15 protein-coding genes are annotated in these 16,609 nt (G+C 64.7%); 13 read left to right on the top strand and 2 right to left on the bottom strand.

Annotation, left to right across the window (positions count from 1 at the left end; all coding sequences use genetic code 11):
• From QRN13_RS06310 to aguB, 6 genes are all read left to right on the top strand, one after another.
• The coding region (locus QRN13_RS06310; RefSeq protein ID WP_284877273.1) for a hypothetical protein at positions 1 to 200 on the top strand (200 nt) is incomplete at its 5' end.
• A gap of 88 nt (positions 201 to 288) precedes the next feature.
• Positions 289 to 1,704 (top strand): capsular polysaccharide export protein, LipB/KpsS family, encoded by a 1,416-nt coding sequence (locus QRN13_RS06305; RefSeq protein ID WP_284877271.1) that lies wholly within the window; start codon positions 289 to 291, stop codon positions 1,702 to 1,704.
• Between the two features lie 170 nt (positions 1,705 to 1,874).
• On the top strand, positions 1,875 to 4,385 hold the full coding sequence (locus QRN13_RS06300) for a TonB-dependent receptor (RefSeq protein WP_284877270.1): 2,511 nt from the start codon (positions 1,875 to 1,877) through the stop codon (positions 4,383 to 4,385).
• Positions 4,386 to 4,517: 132 nt separating this feature from the next.
• Entirely contained in the window at positions 4,518 to 5,537 is a 1,020-nt protein-coding gene (locus QRN13_RS06295; protein WP_284877269.1) for an agmatine deiminase family protein, read from the top strand.
• Positions 5,534 to 5,929 (top strand): four helix bundle protein, encoded by a 396-nt coding sequence (locus QRN13_RS06290; protein WP_284877268.1) that lies wholly within the window; start codon positions 5,534 to 5,536, stop codon positions 5,927 to 5,929. Before QRN13_RS06295 ends, QRN13_RS06290 begins: the two co-directional genes overlap by 4 nt.
• Positions 5,926 to 6,822, top strand: a complete 897-nt coding sequence (aguB, locus tag QRN13_RS06285) for an N-carbamoylputrescine amidase (RefSeq protein WP_284877267.1) — start codon at positions 5,926 to 5,928, stop codon at positions 6,820 to 6,822. Before QRN13_RS06290 ends, aguB begins: the two co-directional genes overlap by 4 nt.
• A gap of 184 nt (positions 6,823 to 7,006) precedes the next feature.
• Here aguB and QRN13_RS06280 read toward each other — a convergent pair whose 3' ends face one another.
• Positions 7,007 to 7,747: an alpha/beta fold hydrolase gene (locus QRN13_RS06280; RefSeq protein WP_284877266.1), complete on the bottom strand. Its 741-nt coding sequence runs from the start codon at positions 7,745 to 7,747 to the stop codon at positions 7,007 to 7,009.
• Between the two features lie 71 nt (positions 7,748 to 7,818).
• On the opposite strand from QRN13_RS06280, the gene QRN13_RS06275 reads away from it, so the two are divergent.
• From QRN13_RS06275 to rplT, 6 genes are all read left to right on the top strand, one after another.
• On the top strand, positions 7,819 to 8,781 hold the full coding sequence (locus QRN13_RS06275; RefSeq protein ID WP_284877265.1) for a glycosyltransferase family 9 protein: 963 nt from the start codon (positions 7,819 to 7,821) through the stop codon (positions 8,779 to 8,781).
• A gap of 125 nt (positions 8,782 to 8,906) precedes the next feature.
• The gene (gene infC, locus QRN13_RS06270; RefSeq protein ID WP_055752751.1) at positions 8,907 to 9,428 is read left to right on the top strand and encodes a translation initiation factor IF-3; all 522 of its coding nucleotides are present in this window, start codon (positions 8,907 to 8,909) and stop codon (positions 9,426 to 9,428) included.
• Positions 9,429 to 9,551: 123 nt separating this feature from the next.
• Positions 9,552 to 11,534: an alpha/beta hydrolase family protein gene (locus QRN13_RS06265; protein WP_200918514.1), complete on the top strand. Its 1,983-nt coding sequence runs from the start codon at positions 9,552 to 9,554 to the stop codon at positions 11,532 to 11,534.
• A 27-nt stretch (positions 11,535 to 11,561) separates the two neighbouring features.
• Positions 11,562 to 12,848: an MFS transporter gene (locus QRN13_RS06260; RefSeq protein ID WP_284877263.1), complete on the top strand. Its 1,287-nt coding sequence runs from the start codon at positions 11,562 to 11,564 to the stop codon at positions 12,846 to 12,848.
• A 162-nt stretch (positions 12,849 to 13,010) separates the two neighbouring features.
• A complete protein-coding gene (rpmI, locus tag QRN13_RS06255) occupies positions 13,011 to 13,208 on the top strand; it encodes a 50S ribosomal protein L35 (RefSeq protein ID WP_003166435.1) in 198 nt (65 codons plus the stop codon).
• Between the two features lie 55 nt (positions 13,209 to 13,263).
• A complete protein-coding gene (gene rplT / locus QRN13_RS06250; RefSeq protein ID WP_017506327.1) occupies positions 13,264 to 13,617 on the top strand; it encodes a 50S ribosomal protein L20 in 354 nt (117 codons plus the stop codon).
• Positions 13,618 to 13,708: 91 nt separating this feature from the next.
• Here rplT and QRN13_RS06245 read toward each other — a convergent pair whose 3' ends face one another.
• Complete coding sequence (locus tag QRN13_RS06245; RefSeq protein ID WP_284877262.1) at positions 13,709 to 15,304, bottom strand: ATP-binding protein; 1,596 nt, start codon at positions 15,302 to 15,304, stop codon at positions 13,709 to 13,711.
• Positions 15,305 to 15,472: 168 nt separating this feature from the next.
• On the opposite strand from QRN13_RS06245, the gene QRN13_RS06240 reads away from it, so the two are divergent.
• Entirely contained in the window at positions 15,473 to 16,447 is a 975-nt protein-coding gene (locus QRN13_RS06240) for a polysaccharide deacetylase family protein (protein WP_284877261.1), read from the top strand.
• Positions 16,448 to 16,609 lie beyond the last annotated feature (162 nt).

The following is a 16,609-nucleotide window of genomic DNA, read 5'->3' as shown; positions in this document are numbered from 1 at the left end:
CGACGGTGTGCGCGAACCGCTCAACCGCCGCGCGACCATCGACATCAACTTCTAAAGCTTTAAGGGAGCTGGTTGGGATCACCCAACCAGCAACCTGCGAAGCATGGAAGTCGTCGTTCCAAAGACATCGAGCCGTCGTCGCCTTCCCGGCGACGGCGGCTTTGATGCTAAAAAACAACGCTCAAAAAGCCACGTTTTAAAATTCCTGAACTTCGGGCGTTTTCGATTGATCCCGAAAGGTGGTCGCGACAAAAGGGCGACGATGCCCTTTGTCAACAAACTCTTCGGTTGCAACGGCCGTGCCGAAGCGGTTTCTGTTCCGTCATTGTACCGGTGGGCGTGATGGTAGACGTGCGTTCGTCTTCTCGAGTTCTGTCGGCGCGGCGTCGTCGCCGTTATCGATTAAGGGCAGATGACGTTCGGCCCAGCGTATCTCTGCGGCTGCGTACAGCTGCGCTTCCTCAGCCAACGGTCGTCTCTGCATTCCCCGCGACACGACAAGGTGGTCGACATGGCCTGTCGGGCCGTCGTTTCCTGATCGTTTCCGCACCATTCGGATCGTTTGGAGCCGCACTGGCCTCGGTGCTCGAATCGCGCGGCGCGGTCGTCAATCGCATGATCTTCAACGCCGGCGATGCGATGAACTGGCGCAGACCGGGCGGATTGGTCTTCAAGGATACGGCGAAATCCTGGTCCGATGGTCTGGCGCACATCGTCGCGGATTTCAGCGACGTCATCGTCTTTGGCGAGGCCGGCGCCTACAACCGCGCGGTTCTGGCGGCAGCCGACACCCTGAACGCTCGTGTCTGGGTTCTAGAAAACGGCTATTTTCGTCCTGATTGGGTCACGGTCGAGCGCAATGGCGTAAACGGCTCCAGCGCGCTGCCACGCTTCCGCCACGGATATCCCGAACCGGCGCCGAAGCTGCTCGAACCTGTCGCAGTCGGAAAAATCCTGCCGCACCACGTCGCCAACATCAGCGCCTATCATACGGTGCAGGTCGCGGGAAAAGCATTCTTCCCAAACTATGCTGCGCCCTATGTCTTTTCCCCGCTGAAACAGTGCCTGGGCCATATCCGACGCTATGTCAGTCTGGCGTTCCGTCGGCCCGAGAACTGCGATGCCGACATCATTAGGGCCAGGGGCAAGTTCTTTATCGCCTGCCTGCAACGCGAAGGCGACGCGCAACTGCTGCGTTACTCGCAATACGCTGACAACCGCGCCTTCCTGACCGCCGTCATCACCAGCTTCGCCGCCAAGGCGCCGCCTGAGGCGCGCCTCGTGGTTAAGAACCATCCGTTGGATCCGGGGATTGTCAATCTCCGCGCCGTCACGATGCGGCTTGCTCAGGAGCATGGCTTGATTGGCCGTGTCGATTTCATCGATGGCGGCAATCTCGCGGCTCTATGTCGGACGTCGTTGGGGATGGTGGTCAACAATTCCAGCGCCGCGCTTTCCGCGCTGGGCTTCCATACGCCGGTCAAGGTTCTGGGGGACGCCTTCTTCGACTTCGAGGGTCTGACCGACCAGAAACCACTAGAAGATTTCTGGGGCGCGCCAGAGGCGCCGGACAGCGATCTATTCACACGCTTCCGCGCGCATGTGATCGCCCAGAGTCAGGTGAACGGCAACTATCATGAGCCGCACGCCATCGTGCCGACGGCGAACGGCATCGCGGACGTTTTCGAGCGGGCGTCAGCCTAGCCCAGCCGCCGCAGGGTGTGGCGCCCAGACCACCCTCCCCCCTTGTCATATTGCTGTTACATAACTGTCGCCCAAGGTTTCAACATGCGCCCTAGAGGGGGCTGGATTGCGACAGGCGATGGACGCCTGACGCCAACGCCATTCGCGCCGTCCATCTGGGGATAGATGTAATGATTTCTCGCAAAAGCCTAATCTGGGCGACCACCGCCCTTGCCGGCTCGCTGGCCTTCGCCGGCGCCGCCTCCGCTCAATCGACCGGCACGGAAGCGACCGAAGTGCAGGAAGTGGTCGTCACCGGCACCCGAGGTCCACGCACCACCGACGGCACCATCGTTGCTGAAACCGCCGGTAAGACGCGCTCGACCGTGACGCAGGAGTTCATCTCGACCCAAGCCGCCGGTCAGACCATTGTTCAAACCCTGAACCTGACGCCGGGCCTGAACTTCACCAACAACGACCCCTATGGCTCATCGGGCGGCAACATTCGTCTGCGCGGCTTCGACGGCAACCGCGTTTCGCTGACCTTCGACGGCATTCCGCTGAACGACACCGGCAACTACGCTAGCTACACCAACCAACAGCTGGACCCGGAACTGATCGAGCGAGCTTCGGTCAACACCGGCACGACCGACGTCGACAGCCCGACCGCCTCAGCGACCGGCGGCACCATCAACTATACCTCGCGTCGTCCGGCGGCTGACTTCGGCGGCTGGATTCAAGGCTCACTGGGTGACTTCGACTATAAGCGCATCATGGCGCTGGTCGATACAGGTCAAGTTGGTCCGTGGGGAACCTCGGCTTGGTTCGCCGTCTCGCACCAAGAGTACGACAAGTTCAAAGGCGAGGGCGACCTGAAGAAGACGCAGTATAATATGCGCATCTATCAGCCGGTCGGTTCGAACGGCGACTTCGTGGCGTTGTCGGCCCACTACAATGAAAACCGCAACTTCGCGTACTATAGCCCGAGCCTTGAATCGACGTCGGCGCTCGGTGTTGTGACGCCAGCCGAAGTTGAGACCAGCCCGTTCGGCTGGAACATCGATTACAGCACCAATTATACCGCCCCCACCTTCCGTAACGGGCTGGCCGATATTGACAGCAACACCTCCAGCACCTCTGCTGCCGCCTATTACGGTCTACGGATCAACCCTTCGGACACTGGCAACGTCCGCCTGAACTCGAAGTTCACCTTGGCCGAGGGGCTGACCTTCACCTTCGATCCGTCGTTCCAGTACACCCAGGCCAACGGCGGCGGTCAGCAAACGACCCTGACGGAAACCAACGCTCTGATCCGCGGCACGCGCACCACCGGCGGCATCGACCTGAATGGCGACGGCGACACGCTGGACACCGTCCGCGTCATGACGCCGTCGAACACGAACACCTATCGCTATGGCATCAACAGCTCGCTGATCTGGAACATCAACGACGATCACCAGTTGCGGGCAGCCTATACGCTGGACTACGGGCGTCACCGCCAGACCGGAGCCTACGGCTTCATTGATTTCAGCGACCCGGCCAATCCGCGCTTTGCCGATGAGTTCGGCGGTCTGGACGATAAGAACAACCGCATCATCAACCTGGACGGCTACTACCTGCGTGCCCGCGACCGCCTGTCGTATGCGGAACTGAACCAAGCGGCCTTCGAGTATCGCGGTGACTTCCTGGACAAGGCCCTGCGCATTAACATCGGCGTGCGCATGCCCTTCTTCAAACGCGAACTGAACCAGTACTGCTACTCGCAGAACTCGTCGTCGAGCGTGCGCTGCACCAGCGAGACGCCGAATGCTTCTCTGGCAAACGGCAATGTCACCTTCGCCTCGACCGGAACGACCCAGTATATCGCGCCTTACTCGCGCGAGCTGAAGTATGACGACGTGCTGCCGAACGTGGGCGCAACCTACCGCTTCGGCGGCGATCACATGGTCTATGCGTCCTACGCAGAAGGTATCTCGGCGCCCCGTACGGACAGCCTGTACTCCGTCACGCGTCTCGCCGACGGCTCGATCGGCAATCCGAACGTCCAGCCGGAAACCACCAAGACCTTCGATCTGGGCTACCGCTACCAGACCTCCAGCCTGATCGCCTCGGCCGCCGTGTGGCACACCGACTACCAGAACCGGATCGTCTCCTCGTACGACCAGGATCTGGGCTTCAACGTTGATCGTAACGTCGGCGCTGTGGAATCCTACGGCTTCGATGGCTCGCTGGGCTGGGAGCCGACCGACAAGTTGAGCATCTTCGCTTCGCTGTCGCTGCTGGAGAGCGAGCTGAAGGACAACGTCAACATCTCGTCCACCCTGGTCGCCCTGACCAAGGGCAAGGAAGTGGTCGAGACGCCGAAGGAAACCCTGGGCCTGCGTATCGCCTACGATTTCAACCCGGTCTTCTCGGCGGCGATCCAAGGCAAGTATGTCGGCGAGCGTTGGGTCACCGACGTCAACGATCAGAAGGTTGACGCCTATACGGTCGTGGATCTGGACGCCCGCTTCGACTTCGCGCCGCTGGGCCTGCAAGGCACCTACCTGCAGTTCAACGTCATCAACCTGTTTGACGAGCGCTATTACGGTTCGCTGGGTTCGACCACGTCTTCGGTGGTCGGCGGCGCCGGCTATAGCCGTCCGTTTGCCAACATCGCCGCTCCGCGGACGATCATGGCCAGCCTTCGGTACGCCTTCTAAGGCTCAGCCAGACTGAAACGATGAAGGGCGGTCCGTTCGCGGGCCGCCCTTTTTCGTGGCCGACGTTGAAGTCGTGGGCGCTTGGGGCCATATGGCGCGGCTCCCAGTTCGGCCCTTCTTGAGGACGCCTGCATGACCGATCCGACTGCTGCCGCCATCCCCGCGGAATGGGCGCCGCACCGCGCCATGTGGGTGGGTTGGCCCAGCCATGCGGAATATTGGTTCGAGGCGCTGGAGCAGGCGCAGGAAGAGGTCGAGGGTCTGGTGCGGGCCTTGGCCGGACCGGGTCGTGAGCAGGTCAAGCTGATGGTCGGCAAGGCCGAGGTTCTGGCCGACGCCCAGGCGCGCTTTGCGGGCGTGGCGAATGTCGAGGTCGTGCCCGGCGAGTTCGGTGACGTCTGGCTGCGCGACACCGGGCCGATCTTCGGCGCGGGATCCAGGACGGCCGCCGCGTTCAAGTTCAACGGCTGGGGCGGAAAATATGACATGCCGGGCGACGATCTGGTCGCCGGCCAGATCGGCCGACATGCGGGCGTGGACCTGACCTGGAACGACTTTGTCATGGAGGGCGGGTCGCTGGATCATGACGGGGAGGGCACCGTCCTGACCACGCGGCAATGCCTGCTGAACCCGAACCGCAATCCCGCTTGGAACCAGGATGAGGCCGTCGCGGCGGCGGCGCTGGAGAAGGCGGTCGGCGCCAAGGTGGTGGTGTGGCTGGGCGACGGTTTGCTGAACGATCACACCGACGGGCACGTCGACAACCTGGCGCGGTTCGTCGCGCCGGGCGTGGTCGCCTGCCCGGTCGCCTGGGGGACGAACGACGTCAACGCTGACGTCTATGACGCGACGGCGCGCGATCTGGCCGCCGTGACCGATGGGGCGGGCCGTCGGCTGAAGGTCGTGCGCATCCCGTCGCCGGGCCTGGTGCTGGACGAGGACGAACGCCCGATCCCGGCCAGCCACATGAACTTCCTGATCGCCAACGGCGCGGTGGTCGTACCCACCTATGGGGATGCCCGTGCGGCCGACATGGCCTGTCAGGCGTTGAAGGACGCCTTCCCCGATCGCGAGATCATTCCGCTGCCGTCCAACGCCATCCTGACCGGCGGCGGCTCGTTCCACTGCATCTCCCAGCAGGAGCCGCAATGAGTGGCGAGTGGCGAGCGGCGAGTGGCGAGGTCCGCCACTATCGTGATCTGCTCGTCTGGCAGAAAGCCCTGACCTGGGTGGAGCTTGTTTATGAGGAAAGCCGCAGTTGGCCATCCGACGAGCGGTTCGGCCTGATCAGTCAGGTCAGGCGCGCGGCCGTGTCCGTGCCGTCCAACATTGCCGAAGGTTGCGCGCGTCGCAGCACGCCTGATTTTCTGCGCTTCCTTTCCATCGCCCGAGGCTCTCTGGCTGAGGTGGAAACCCAACTCATCCTTGCCCAGAGGCTGGGCTACATCGAGCAGGCCGCGCTCACGCGGTTGCTCGACGCCGCCGACGAAATCAGCCGTATGCTTTCCGGCCTCATCTCAAAGCTCGAGGAACGCACGAAATGACTTCCCTCGCCACTCGCCACTCGTCACTCGCCACTCCGAGAACCATCACCGTCGCCGGCATCCAGACCTCGTACGGCGAGGACATGCAGGCGAACATCGAAAAGACCACCGCCTTCGTGCGCGAGGCGGCGGGGCGGGGCGCGCAGGTAATCCTGCCGTCGGAGCTGTTCCAGGGACCGTATTTCTGCGTTTCGCAGGAGGAGCACTGGTTCACAAAAGCCTATGAATGGCGCGAACACCCATGTGTTGTGGCCATGGCGCCGGTGGCCAAGGAACTGGGCGTGGCCATTCCGGTCTCGATCTTTGAGAAGGACGGGCCGCAGTATTACAACTCGCTGGTCATGCTGGACGCTGACGGCGAAGCGCTGGGCGTCTATCGCAAGAGCCATATCCCCGACGGCCCCGGCTATCAGGAGAAATACTATTTCCGGCCGGGCGACACGGGCTTCAAGGTTTGGAAGACGCGCTTCGGCAAGGTCGGGGTCGGCATCTGCTGGGACCAGTGGTTCCCGGAAGCGGCGCGGGCGATGATGCTGATGGGCGCCGACGTCCTGATGTATCCGACCGCCATCGGCACTGAGCCGCATGATGCGACCCTACACACGGCCGAGCCGTGGCGGCGGGCCATGCAGGGACACGCGGTGTCGAATGCCGTGCCGGTCGTCGGCGCCAACCGGATCGGTCATGAGCGCGTGACCGAGGTCGGCCAGACCTTCTACGGCCATTCCTTCATCGCCGACCAGCAGGGCGAACTGGTCGAGCAACTGGGCGCCGAGGAGGGGGTGTTGGTGCACCGCTTCGATCTGGACGAACTGGATAAGTACCGCGCGGCCTGGGGCTTTTTCCGCGATCGGCGGACGGACCTGTATGGGGCGCTGACGGGGGCGAAATAGTCTTCTTTCGTCATCCTCCGGGCCGCGCAGCGGAACCGGGGGACCCAGCGGCGTGCGATAGCGCGACCCTGTCGCGGACGAGGTTTTTGTAGTGGTGCCGTGGCCGCATCGCCTTCGGCGCCGCTGGGTCCCCCGGTCTGCGCCGCGAAGATGCGGCTTGCCGGAGGATGACGACAAGTTGGGGTTAGCCCCGCATCGCCTCGACCGCAGCGACCAGTCGGTCGAGGTCCGCCGGCGTCGAAAGCCGGTGATCGCCGCCCTCGATCAGGTCCAGGCGCACGTCGCCGCCGGTCAGCCGTTCGACCAGTTCGACCTGATGGCGCCACGGCACGACGTCGTCGGCGCGGCCTTGCAGGACATGAACCGGCGCAGCGATGTCGATCACGCCGTCCAGCAGCAGCCAGTCGCGCGCCTCATCGAACATGCGCCGCGTCAGGACATATTCGCCCAGACCCTCCTCGACGATCAGGGTTTCGCCCTCGCGCAGGATGGCCTGACGCTCGTGGTCCGCCAGGCCGGGCCACATCAGCCGTTCGGTGAAGTCCTGGGCCGGATTGACCAGAACCAGGCCCTTGATCCGATCCGGCCGCGCCAGGGTCGCCAGCAGCGAAACCCAGCCACCCATCGAGGAGCCCACCGGAATGACCGGGCCGGACAGGCTGTCGATCAGGGCGACAGCGTCCTCGCGCCAGCGGCCGATGGTGGCTTTTCTCCAGTCGCCGGAGGACTGGCCATGGGCGAAATGGTCGTAGCGGACGAAGTTCCAGCCGCGTTCGCGCGCGGCGACGTCCAGGGCCAGGGCCTTGGTCCCCTCCATGTCCGAACGAAAGCCGCCCACCCAGATCACGGTCGGGCCGCCGCCTTCGACGCGTTTGAAGGCCAGGGTTTCGCCGTCGGGGCGGCACAGGTGCTGGATGTCGGTCATGGCGCCGTTCTGCCCGGACTTTCCTCCGTCGTCACCCTTGACCGCGACGCGCGATGGCGGAACACAGACCCATGTCCGCACCCCAGGTCCTGTTCGTCACCTCCAACCGCATCGGCGACTGCGTCATCTCGTCGGGCGTGATCCGCGAGATCGCGCGTCAGGTCCCGGGGGCGCAGATCACCGTCGCCTGCGGCCGGCCGCCCGCGCCCTTCTTCCGCAATGCGCCCGGCGTGGTGCGCACCATCGTGCTCGACAAGAAGAAGCTGTCTGGCCACTGGCTCGATCTGTGGAAACAGGTCGTCGGCACGCGCTGGGATCTGGTGATCGACATCCGGGGTTCGGCGCTCAGCTATCTGATCCCGGCGAAGCGGCGCATCGTCTATAACCGCTCGTGGGAGACGGGCCTGCGCAAGGTCGAGATGGTGTCGCGGCTGATGGGTTCGCCGACGCCGCTGGATCCCGAAATCTTCCTGGACGATCAGGCGCGGGCCGAGGCCGCCGCCGTGATCGATCCGCAGCTGGCGGGCGGCGCGGGTCCCGGCCCGATAATCGCCCTGGCCCCCATCGCGCATCAGCCGGGCAAGAGCTGGCCCGCCGATCGCTGGGGCGCGCTGGTCGAGAAGCTGAAAGCCGAGCCGCGCTTCAACGGCTGGCGCTTCATGCCGGTGGGCGGGCCGGGTGACCGGCCCCCGGCGACCCCGGCTTTGGAGGCGGCGGGGCCGCGCGGCATCGATTTCGTCGGCAAGGGCGACATCCTGGCCTCGGCCGCCGCCATCGATCGGGCCGATCTGTTCGTCGGCAACGATTCGGGTCTGATGCACGTGTCGGCGGCGCTGGGCCGGCCGACCCTGGGTCTGTTCGGTCCGACCGAGTGGTGGCTGTATGGACCGTGGGGACCCAAGACGCGCACGGCGGCGTCCAACGAGACGCGCGGCCAGTTCGCGCCGATCGAGGACCTGACGGTGGATCACGTCTTCGACGCGGTGCTGGCGCTGCATGACGCCTACATCGTCGAAACGCCTGCGAACCCTTGAAAAATCGGGGCTCGCGGCGCATATTGCCGGCCTTGAGGGGAACGTGGCGATCGCCGCGTGCATTCGCTCATCACGACACACGCCTTCTCTGACCACATAAGGAAACGACGCCCATTCGCCGTCCCATGCAAGCGCCACCCGTGAAAGACGGGCCGCGTATGAACCAGGATATCCGCGCCCCTCGCGTTCTGCTCATCGACCAGAACGGCGAAAAACAGGGCGTCATGCCCACCTCCGCTGCTCTGGAAGCCGCCGAGGAAGCCGGGATGGACCTGGTCGAGATCGTCTCCACCTCCGAGCCGCCGGTGGCCAAGATCCTCGATTACGGCAAGCACCGTTTCCAGGAACAGAAGAAGAAGGCCGAGCAGCGCAAGCGCCAGAAGGTCGTCGAACTGAAGGAGATCAAACTCCGTCCGAACATCGACACCCACGACTATGAGGTGAAGGCCAAGGCCATGCACCGCTTCTTCGAGGAAGGCGACAAGGTCAAAGTCACCCTGCGCTTCCGCGGTCGCGAAATGGCCCACCCCGAACTGGGCATGAAGCTGCTGAACAAGGTTCAGGCCGACTTCGACGAAGTCGCCAAGGTCGAGTTCTCGCCCAAGATGGAAGGCCGCCAGATGATCATGATCCTGGCCCCGCGCTGATCGCGATCCATCGCTGAATACGAAACGCCCCGGTCCCACGACCGGGGCGTTTTGTTTTTGCGCATCTGCCGCTTGCGTAAATCTGCGTCTTCTGGTTGAGCCTTGCCTTGAGTGGGGGCGTTCATGCTGAAGTCTGGTCTGTCGGGGTTGATCCTGGCCGTGGTGAGTGTCGCCGCCCTGATGGGCGGCTTGGTTTCGGCGGCCCTCGCACAGAACGCACCTCCCCCCATCGATGTGTACGCCGCTTCTCCGGCCGTGGAATTGATGGAGCTTTCGCCCAGCGGAACGCTTATCGCCCGCATCGTCGTGACCGGTGAAGAGCGCGCCATCGCGGTCACAAATATCGACACGGGCGAGCATCTATTCGCCTCGACCATCGGTCAGGCGAAGGTCCGCGATCTGCGCTGGATCGGCGAAGACAAGGTGCTGATCATCAGCTCCCAGACGCGTGCGCTGCATCTTTTAGGCATCCCGCGGTCCGAGCTCTATTTCGGCGTGATACTGGACCTTAAGACCCAGAAGCTGGCGCGTGTTCTGGACCGCACGGACGATGTTCTTCCGGTTCTCTATGGCGGCGCCCAGATCCGCGACACCGCCCAAGGGCCTGCGCTGTTCGCGCGTGCGGTCAATCTTTATAGCGGCCAAGTCGATCTCTTCCGGATCGACCTGACCTCGGGCCGGGGGCGGTCCGTCGCGCCTATGGACTGGGACACCGAAGACTATGTGTTGGACGCCGAGGGCGCCGTTATCGCCATGTCGACCTATGTCGAGCGTAGCGGTCGCTGGACCTTGATGCTGCCGAACGGCCGTCGCTTGCGCGATGCTTGGTCAGTGAACGCTCCACTCGATCCTCCGGCGTTGCTCGGCATGGGGCGAACGCCGCGTACGATTCTTGTCGCTGCGGATCGGCCTGATCTCGCCGCCGCCGATCCGGAGAGCGAAACGGCCAACAATCTGTTCGAGGTCGATGTGGACACGGGTGTCTGGACCGAACTGCCATTCGAGCATCATCCCGACAACCTTTTGCGTCATCCTCAGACCCGCCTCCTGATCGGCGGGTCACGCACCGAAGACGATGGCGTGCGTTACGAGTTCATCGAGCCCGCCTCCGCCAGCCGATGGCGTTCCATCACGCGGGCCTTTGGCGAGAAGGCGCCGCAGTTGGTGTCCTGGAACGCAGATCAGAAGCGGATTTTGGTGTTCACCAACTCAGGCGAATCCGGCCTCTATCAACTCGTTGATTTCGACAGACGCACGGCTGACGCTCTGGCCTTCGCCTACCCAGACATTCCGCCCGAGAAGGTCGGCGCTGTGCGGCACATTCGCTATGCCGCCGCAGATGGGCTGGACATTCCGGGCTATCTGACCCTGCCGCCTGGCGTCGCAACGCCGGAGAAGCTGCCGCTGATCGTGCTGGCACATGGCGGCCCCGCGTCGCGCGACGTGATGGGATTTGATTGGTGGGCCCAGGCGCTGGCGTCGCGCGGTTATGCGGTGCTGCAGGCGAACTTCCGTGGGTCGGACGGCTATACGCGGGCCTTTATGGAGGCGGGCTATGGCGAATGGGGTCGCAAGATGCAGACCGACCTGTCAGACGGCGTGCGTTTCCTGACAGAGCAGGGCATCGTCAATCCCGAACGCGTGTGCATCGTCGGCGCAAGCTACGGCGGCTATGCCGCCATGGCTGGTTTGACGCTGGACAAGGGGGTCTATCGCTGTGGCGTCGCTGTCGCCGGCGTGTCCGACCTGCGCCGCATGGTCAACTGGGAGGCGCGTCAGGAAGGACGGCGCGAGAGCCAGACCGTTCGCTACTGGAACCGGTTCATGGGCGCGGCGCGCTTGAACGACCGGGCGCTGGACGCCCTATCGCCGGCCTATCTGGCCGATACGGTCGACAAACCGTTGCTGCTTATCCATGGCCGCGACGACACGGTGGTGGCGATCGAGCAGAGCCGCGTCATGGCCGAGGCGATGAAGCGGGCAGGCAAGCCGGTCGAACTGATCGAACTGGCCGGCGAGGACCACTGGCTGTCGCGCGCCGACACGCGTCAGCAGATGCTGCGTGAGACGGTGCGGTTCCTTGAGGCCAACAATCCGGTCGATTGAGGCAAGGTGTCGCGCTAAAGCTGCGACATGACCGCGAACCCGACGACGCCCAAGCTCAAGACACCGGCGCTGGCTGTGTTGTTTGCGACGGTGTTCATCAATCTGGTCGGGTTCGGGCTGGTGGTGCCGTTGCTGCCGTTCTTCGCCCAGAGCCTGAAGGCCGAGGCGTGGCAGATCACGCTGATGTTCTCGGCCTATTCGCTGGGTCAGTTCTTCGCCGAGCCGTTCTGGGGGCGGCTGTCGGATCGGATCGGTCGAAAGCCCGTGCTGTTGATGACCCTGATCGCCAATGCGTTGGGCTATCTGATGCTGGCCTTCGTGCCCAACATCTGGCTGGCGATCGCGGTCAGGCTGTTCACCGGCCTGGGCGCGGGCAATATCTCGACGGTCCAGGGTTATGTGGCCGATGTGACCCCGCCCGAGCAGCGGGCCGGGCGGATGGGTCTGATCGGCGCCGCGTTCGGCCTGGGCTTCATCGTCGGACCGGGCTTGGGTGGATTGCTGACGCAGCCGCAGCTGGGACGGCTGGGCTATCAGCTGCCGATCTTCCTGGCGGCGGCGCTGGCGGCGGTTGCGGCGGTCGGCGTGGTCGTCTTCCTGCGCGAAAGCCGGGCCAAGGCCGATCCTGCCGCGCCGCGTCCGGCCTTCCTGGCGGGGCTGAAGGATGCGCGCGACAATGCGGTGGTGTCGCGCGTGCTGGTCGTGACCCTGATCTATATGGCCGGGTTTTCGGCGATGGAGAGCGTGTTCGGCCTGTGGTCCGAGAGCCGCTATCAATGGGGCGCGCGCGAAGTGGGGCTCAGCTTCATGATCGTGGGCATCGTCTCCACGCTGAATCAAGGTTTCTTCGCCGGGCGGCTGGCGCGACGGTTCGGCGAATCGCGCGTGCTGGCCACCGGCATGCTGCTGTTTGGAACTTCGCTGGTGTTGCAGGTGCTGGCGCCGGTCGCGTGGTTCCCTGCGACGCGGCTCGCGCTGGGCGCCCTGACGATCCCGGTCGTCCAGGGCTGGATCATTCCGATCGTGATGGCGATCGGCGCGTGCGGCATGTCGCTGGCCATGCCCAACATCTCGGCCATGATCAGCCGCGCCTCGCCGCCAGATCGGCAGGGGGCCATGCTGGGTCTGAACATGGCCTCCAGCTCGGTGGCGCGCATCTTCGGGCCGATGATCGCGGGCGCGCTGTTCTCGGGGCTGGGGCATGACTGGCCCTTCGTGATCGGGGCGCTGCTGACCATCCCGGCGGCCCTGATGGCGATCAACGCCGGTCGCGTCATTCGCAGCGGCGAGGGCGGCGTCAAAGCCCCGGCCTGACTCGTCTTGCAATGGCGGCGCTCTTCACGTAGAAGCCGCGCCTTCGCGTACCGAACCGCCAGGCGAACAGGCATGCCTGGGCGGTTCTTAAACTCTGGAGAGACACCTCCCCACGGGCTCAAGCAGTCCGAAGGACGGTAGCCCTCCAAAAAGGAGACTGAAATGCCGAAACTGAAGACGAAGTCGGGCGCCAAGAAGCGCTTCAAATTCACGGCCACTGGCAAGGTAAAGGCCGGCGTTGCGGGCAAGCGTCACCGCTTGATCAGCCACAACTCGAAATACATCCGCCAGAACCGCGGCACCTCGGTCATGGCCGACGCCGACGCCAAGAAGATCAAATCCTACATGCCGTACGCCTGATCGGCGCGCGCTGTACGACTGATCTCCATCCCAAAGAATTTGAAGGAATAGCGACATGGCTCGCGTTAAACGTGGCGTAACCTCGCACGCCAAGCACAAGAAGGTTCTGGAGCAGGCCAAGGGCTTCTCCGGCCGCCGCAAGAATACCATCCGTACGGCCAAGGCCGCCGTCGACCGCGCCGGGCAATACGCCTATCGCGACCGTCGCGCCAAGAAGCGCAACTTCCGCGCCCTGTGGATCCAGCGCATCAACGCCGCCGCCCGTCTGGAAGGCTTCACCTACAGCCAGTTCATCAACGGCCTGAACAAGGCCGGCATCGAACTGGACCGCAAGGTTCTGGCCGCGATCGCCGCCGACGCGACCGGCTTCAAGGCCGTCGCCGACAAGGTCCGCGCCGCCCTGGCGTAAGAGCTGCGCTGAAGCCGCGAGCGACCGCGTCGCGAGCGTAGCACACTAAGAATGACGCCCGCTCCGGTTTCCGGGGCGGGCGTTCTTCGTTTCAGGCCGCCTTGGGGACGTGGGATGCCTGGCTTTGCGCCAGCACCATGCGGATGGCGTTCAGCAGGGCGTCGGGCTGGATCGGCTTTTGCGCCACGCCGTTCATGCCGGCGGCGATATAGTCCAGTTCGTCGCGCTCGTCGGCGTTCGCCGTCAGGGCCAGGATCGGCAGGTCGCCGGCCGGGCCGGGCAGGGCGCGGATGGCCCGCGTCGCGGCGACCCCGTCCATCACCGGCATCTTGATGTCCATCAGGGCCAGGTCGAACCGGCGCGCGCTGACGGCATCCAGCGCCTCGCGCCCATTCTCGGCCATCTCGCAGGTGCAGCCGAACATCTCCAGCAGCTTGCCGGCGACGAAGCGGTTGGTGGCGTTGTCGTCCACCACCAGCACATGCAGGGTGTCGTGCGGCGTCGGCTCGGCCATGGCGGGGGCGGGCGCCGCGCTCTCGGTCGCGACACGCAGCGGCAGGCGCACCTGGAAGCGCGCGCCGCCCTGGGGCGAGGCGCCCAGCGAGATCGCGCCGCCCATCCGTTCGGCGATCTGACGACAGATGGCCAGGCCCAGGCCCGCGCCCGCCCCCTCGCGCCCGGCCTTTCCGGTGTTGAACGGATCAAAGATGGTCGCGGCCGCCGCCTCGGGCACGCCGGGTCCGCTGTCGTCCACGGTGAAGATCACCTCGCCGTCGGCGTGGCTTTCGATCAGGGCGACGACCTCGCCCGTCAGGGTGAACTTCAGCGCATTGCCGATCAGATTGTTGAGCAGCTGCTTCAACCGCATCCCGTCGGCCCGAACGCAAGGAACGGTCAGGTCGGTGCGGATGGTCAGACCGAGCGACTTCTCCTCGGCCCGCGCGCGCCACAGGGCGTCGATGTCGAAGGCGACGGCCCCCAGGTCCAGCGGCTCCTCCTCTAGCGTCAGCATGCCGGCCGAGGCACGTGACATGTCCAGCGCGTCGGTCAGCAGCCGCAGCAGGCTCTGGCCCGAATCGATCACGGTGCGGACGTAGGGGCGCAGTTCTTCCTGCTCGAGCTTCTTGTCCATCAGGGCCGCGACGCCCAGCACGCCGTTCAGGGGCGTGCGGATCTCGTGGCTCATCACCGCCAGAAACTCGGACTTGGCCCGGCTGGAGGCGACGGCCTCGGCCTCGGCCAGCGCCAGGTCGCGGGCCAGAGCGCTCATTTCCTCGGCCCGTTGGCGGTGCAGGGCCGCGCCCGCCTGAACCACCTGCAGCGCCGTGCCGACGCCGACGTAGCGGCCGCCTGCCACCACGATGAAGCCGGTCAGCAAGGCTCCCAGCTCAGCCGCGCCATAGGCCTGGAAGAAGGCCTCGGCGCTGGTCGCCGCCTCCGCCACCGGCGCATTGCGGTCCATCAGGCTTTCGGCGGGTTTGCGGGCATAAAGAGCGCGTCCGAACTCGGCCGCCATCCTCAGGGTGAAGGCGTTGCGTTCGATGATGCCGAGGGGCCGGCCATCGTCGTCGACGACAGCCAGGGCCAGGGTGTTCGGCTCGGTCTGGAACCGCTCGAACACATCCGCGCCCGGCGCGGACGGGGCCACGGGCGCGATCAAGTCGACGAAATCACCGATCAGCGGCATCAAGGTCCTCGCAAGTCCGGAGGCCTGATTAGATGGTGATATTTAACGCCAGCTTTGCCGTTCATGAACCTTTCGCGGCGGGTTTTCGACAGTCAATCCGTGGGCGGATGGAAAGTCGCTATCGCGCGACATATTCCCTCGCGGCCGCGGCTTCGATAGCCTCGCCGCATGATGCGCACCCTGATCTGCGGCCTGGCTGCCGCCCTCGTTCTTGTCACTTCCGCCGCCACGCAGGACCGACGCGTCGCCGTGACCTTCGACGACCTGCCGTTCCAGACGGATGCGGCGACCCTGTGCGATCCGGCGCGCCTGATGACGATCACCCAGGATTTCGTCGCCATGCTGAAGCCGCTGGACACGCACGGCACAGCCTTCGTCAATGCGGGCAAGGTGTGCGAGGCCGAGCGCGCCACGATCCTGCCGCGTGTGCTGAACGTCTGGCTGGACGCTGGTCTGGACCTGGGCAACCACACCAACACCCATCTGAACATCCACTCGACGACGGTCGAGGCCTATCTGGCCGATGTGGACGCTGGGGCGCCGATCGTTCGGCAGGCGCTTGAGGCGCGCGGCCAGACCCTGCGGTGGTTCCGCCACCCCTATCTGTTCACCGGCGAGACGCAGGAAAAGCACGACGCCATCGCCGCCGGGCTTGCCCAGCGCGGCTATACGATCGCGCCGGTGACCCTCGACAACAACGACTGGATGTTCGCCGACGTCTATCGCAAGGCCGAGCAGGTCGGCGACCAGGCGCTGATGCAGCGCATCGGCCAGGCCTATGTGGCGCATATGGCGACGGTGCTGGACTTCTACGAACCCTACAGCGCCGAGGTGGCGGGCGGGCGTGAACCGGCGCAAGTGCTGCTGCTGCACGCCAACAGCCTGAACCAGGCCTGGTATCCGCAGATCCACGCCCTATATCTGGCGCGCGGTTATCGCTTCGTGCCGCTGGAAGAGGCGCTGGCCGATCCGATCTACGGCCATGCCGACACCTACGTCCGCGCCAACGGAATCTCGTGGTTGCATCGCTGGATGCAGACCGACGGCCGGCCCATCCGCTGGGAGCCGGAACCGCCCGCCTGGATCGTTGCGGCCAACAAGGCGCCGGCGTCGGACCTTCAGGCTATCGCATCCGCCCCTTGAAGGGTGACGAAACGGCTTCCACCCGTCAGGGCCTGATCGGCTGAGGGGAAATCGCTTCGCGATTTCGCTGATGCCGTGAATCAGGCCCTTATTTTCACCGTGAGCATGATTCACGCTCCTGTCGGAACCGCGAGGCGGTTCCGTCCGAACCGATCATGCTCT

The organism is Brevundimonas sp. MEB006b (assembly GCF_030209705.1).
Classification (GTDB): Bacteria; Pseudomonadota; Alphaproteobacteria; order Caulobacterales; family Caulobacteraceae; genus Brevundimonas.
Note: the sequence above shows the minus strand (reverse complement) of the source record. Positions and strands in the feature narration are given on the sequence as shown.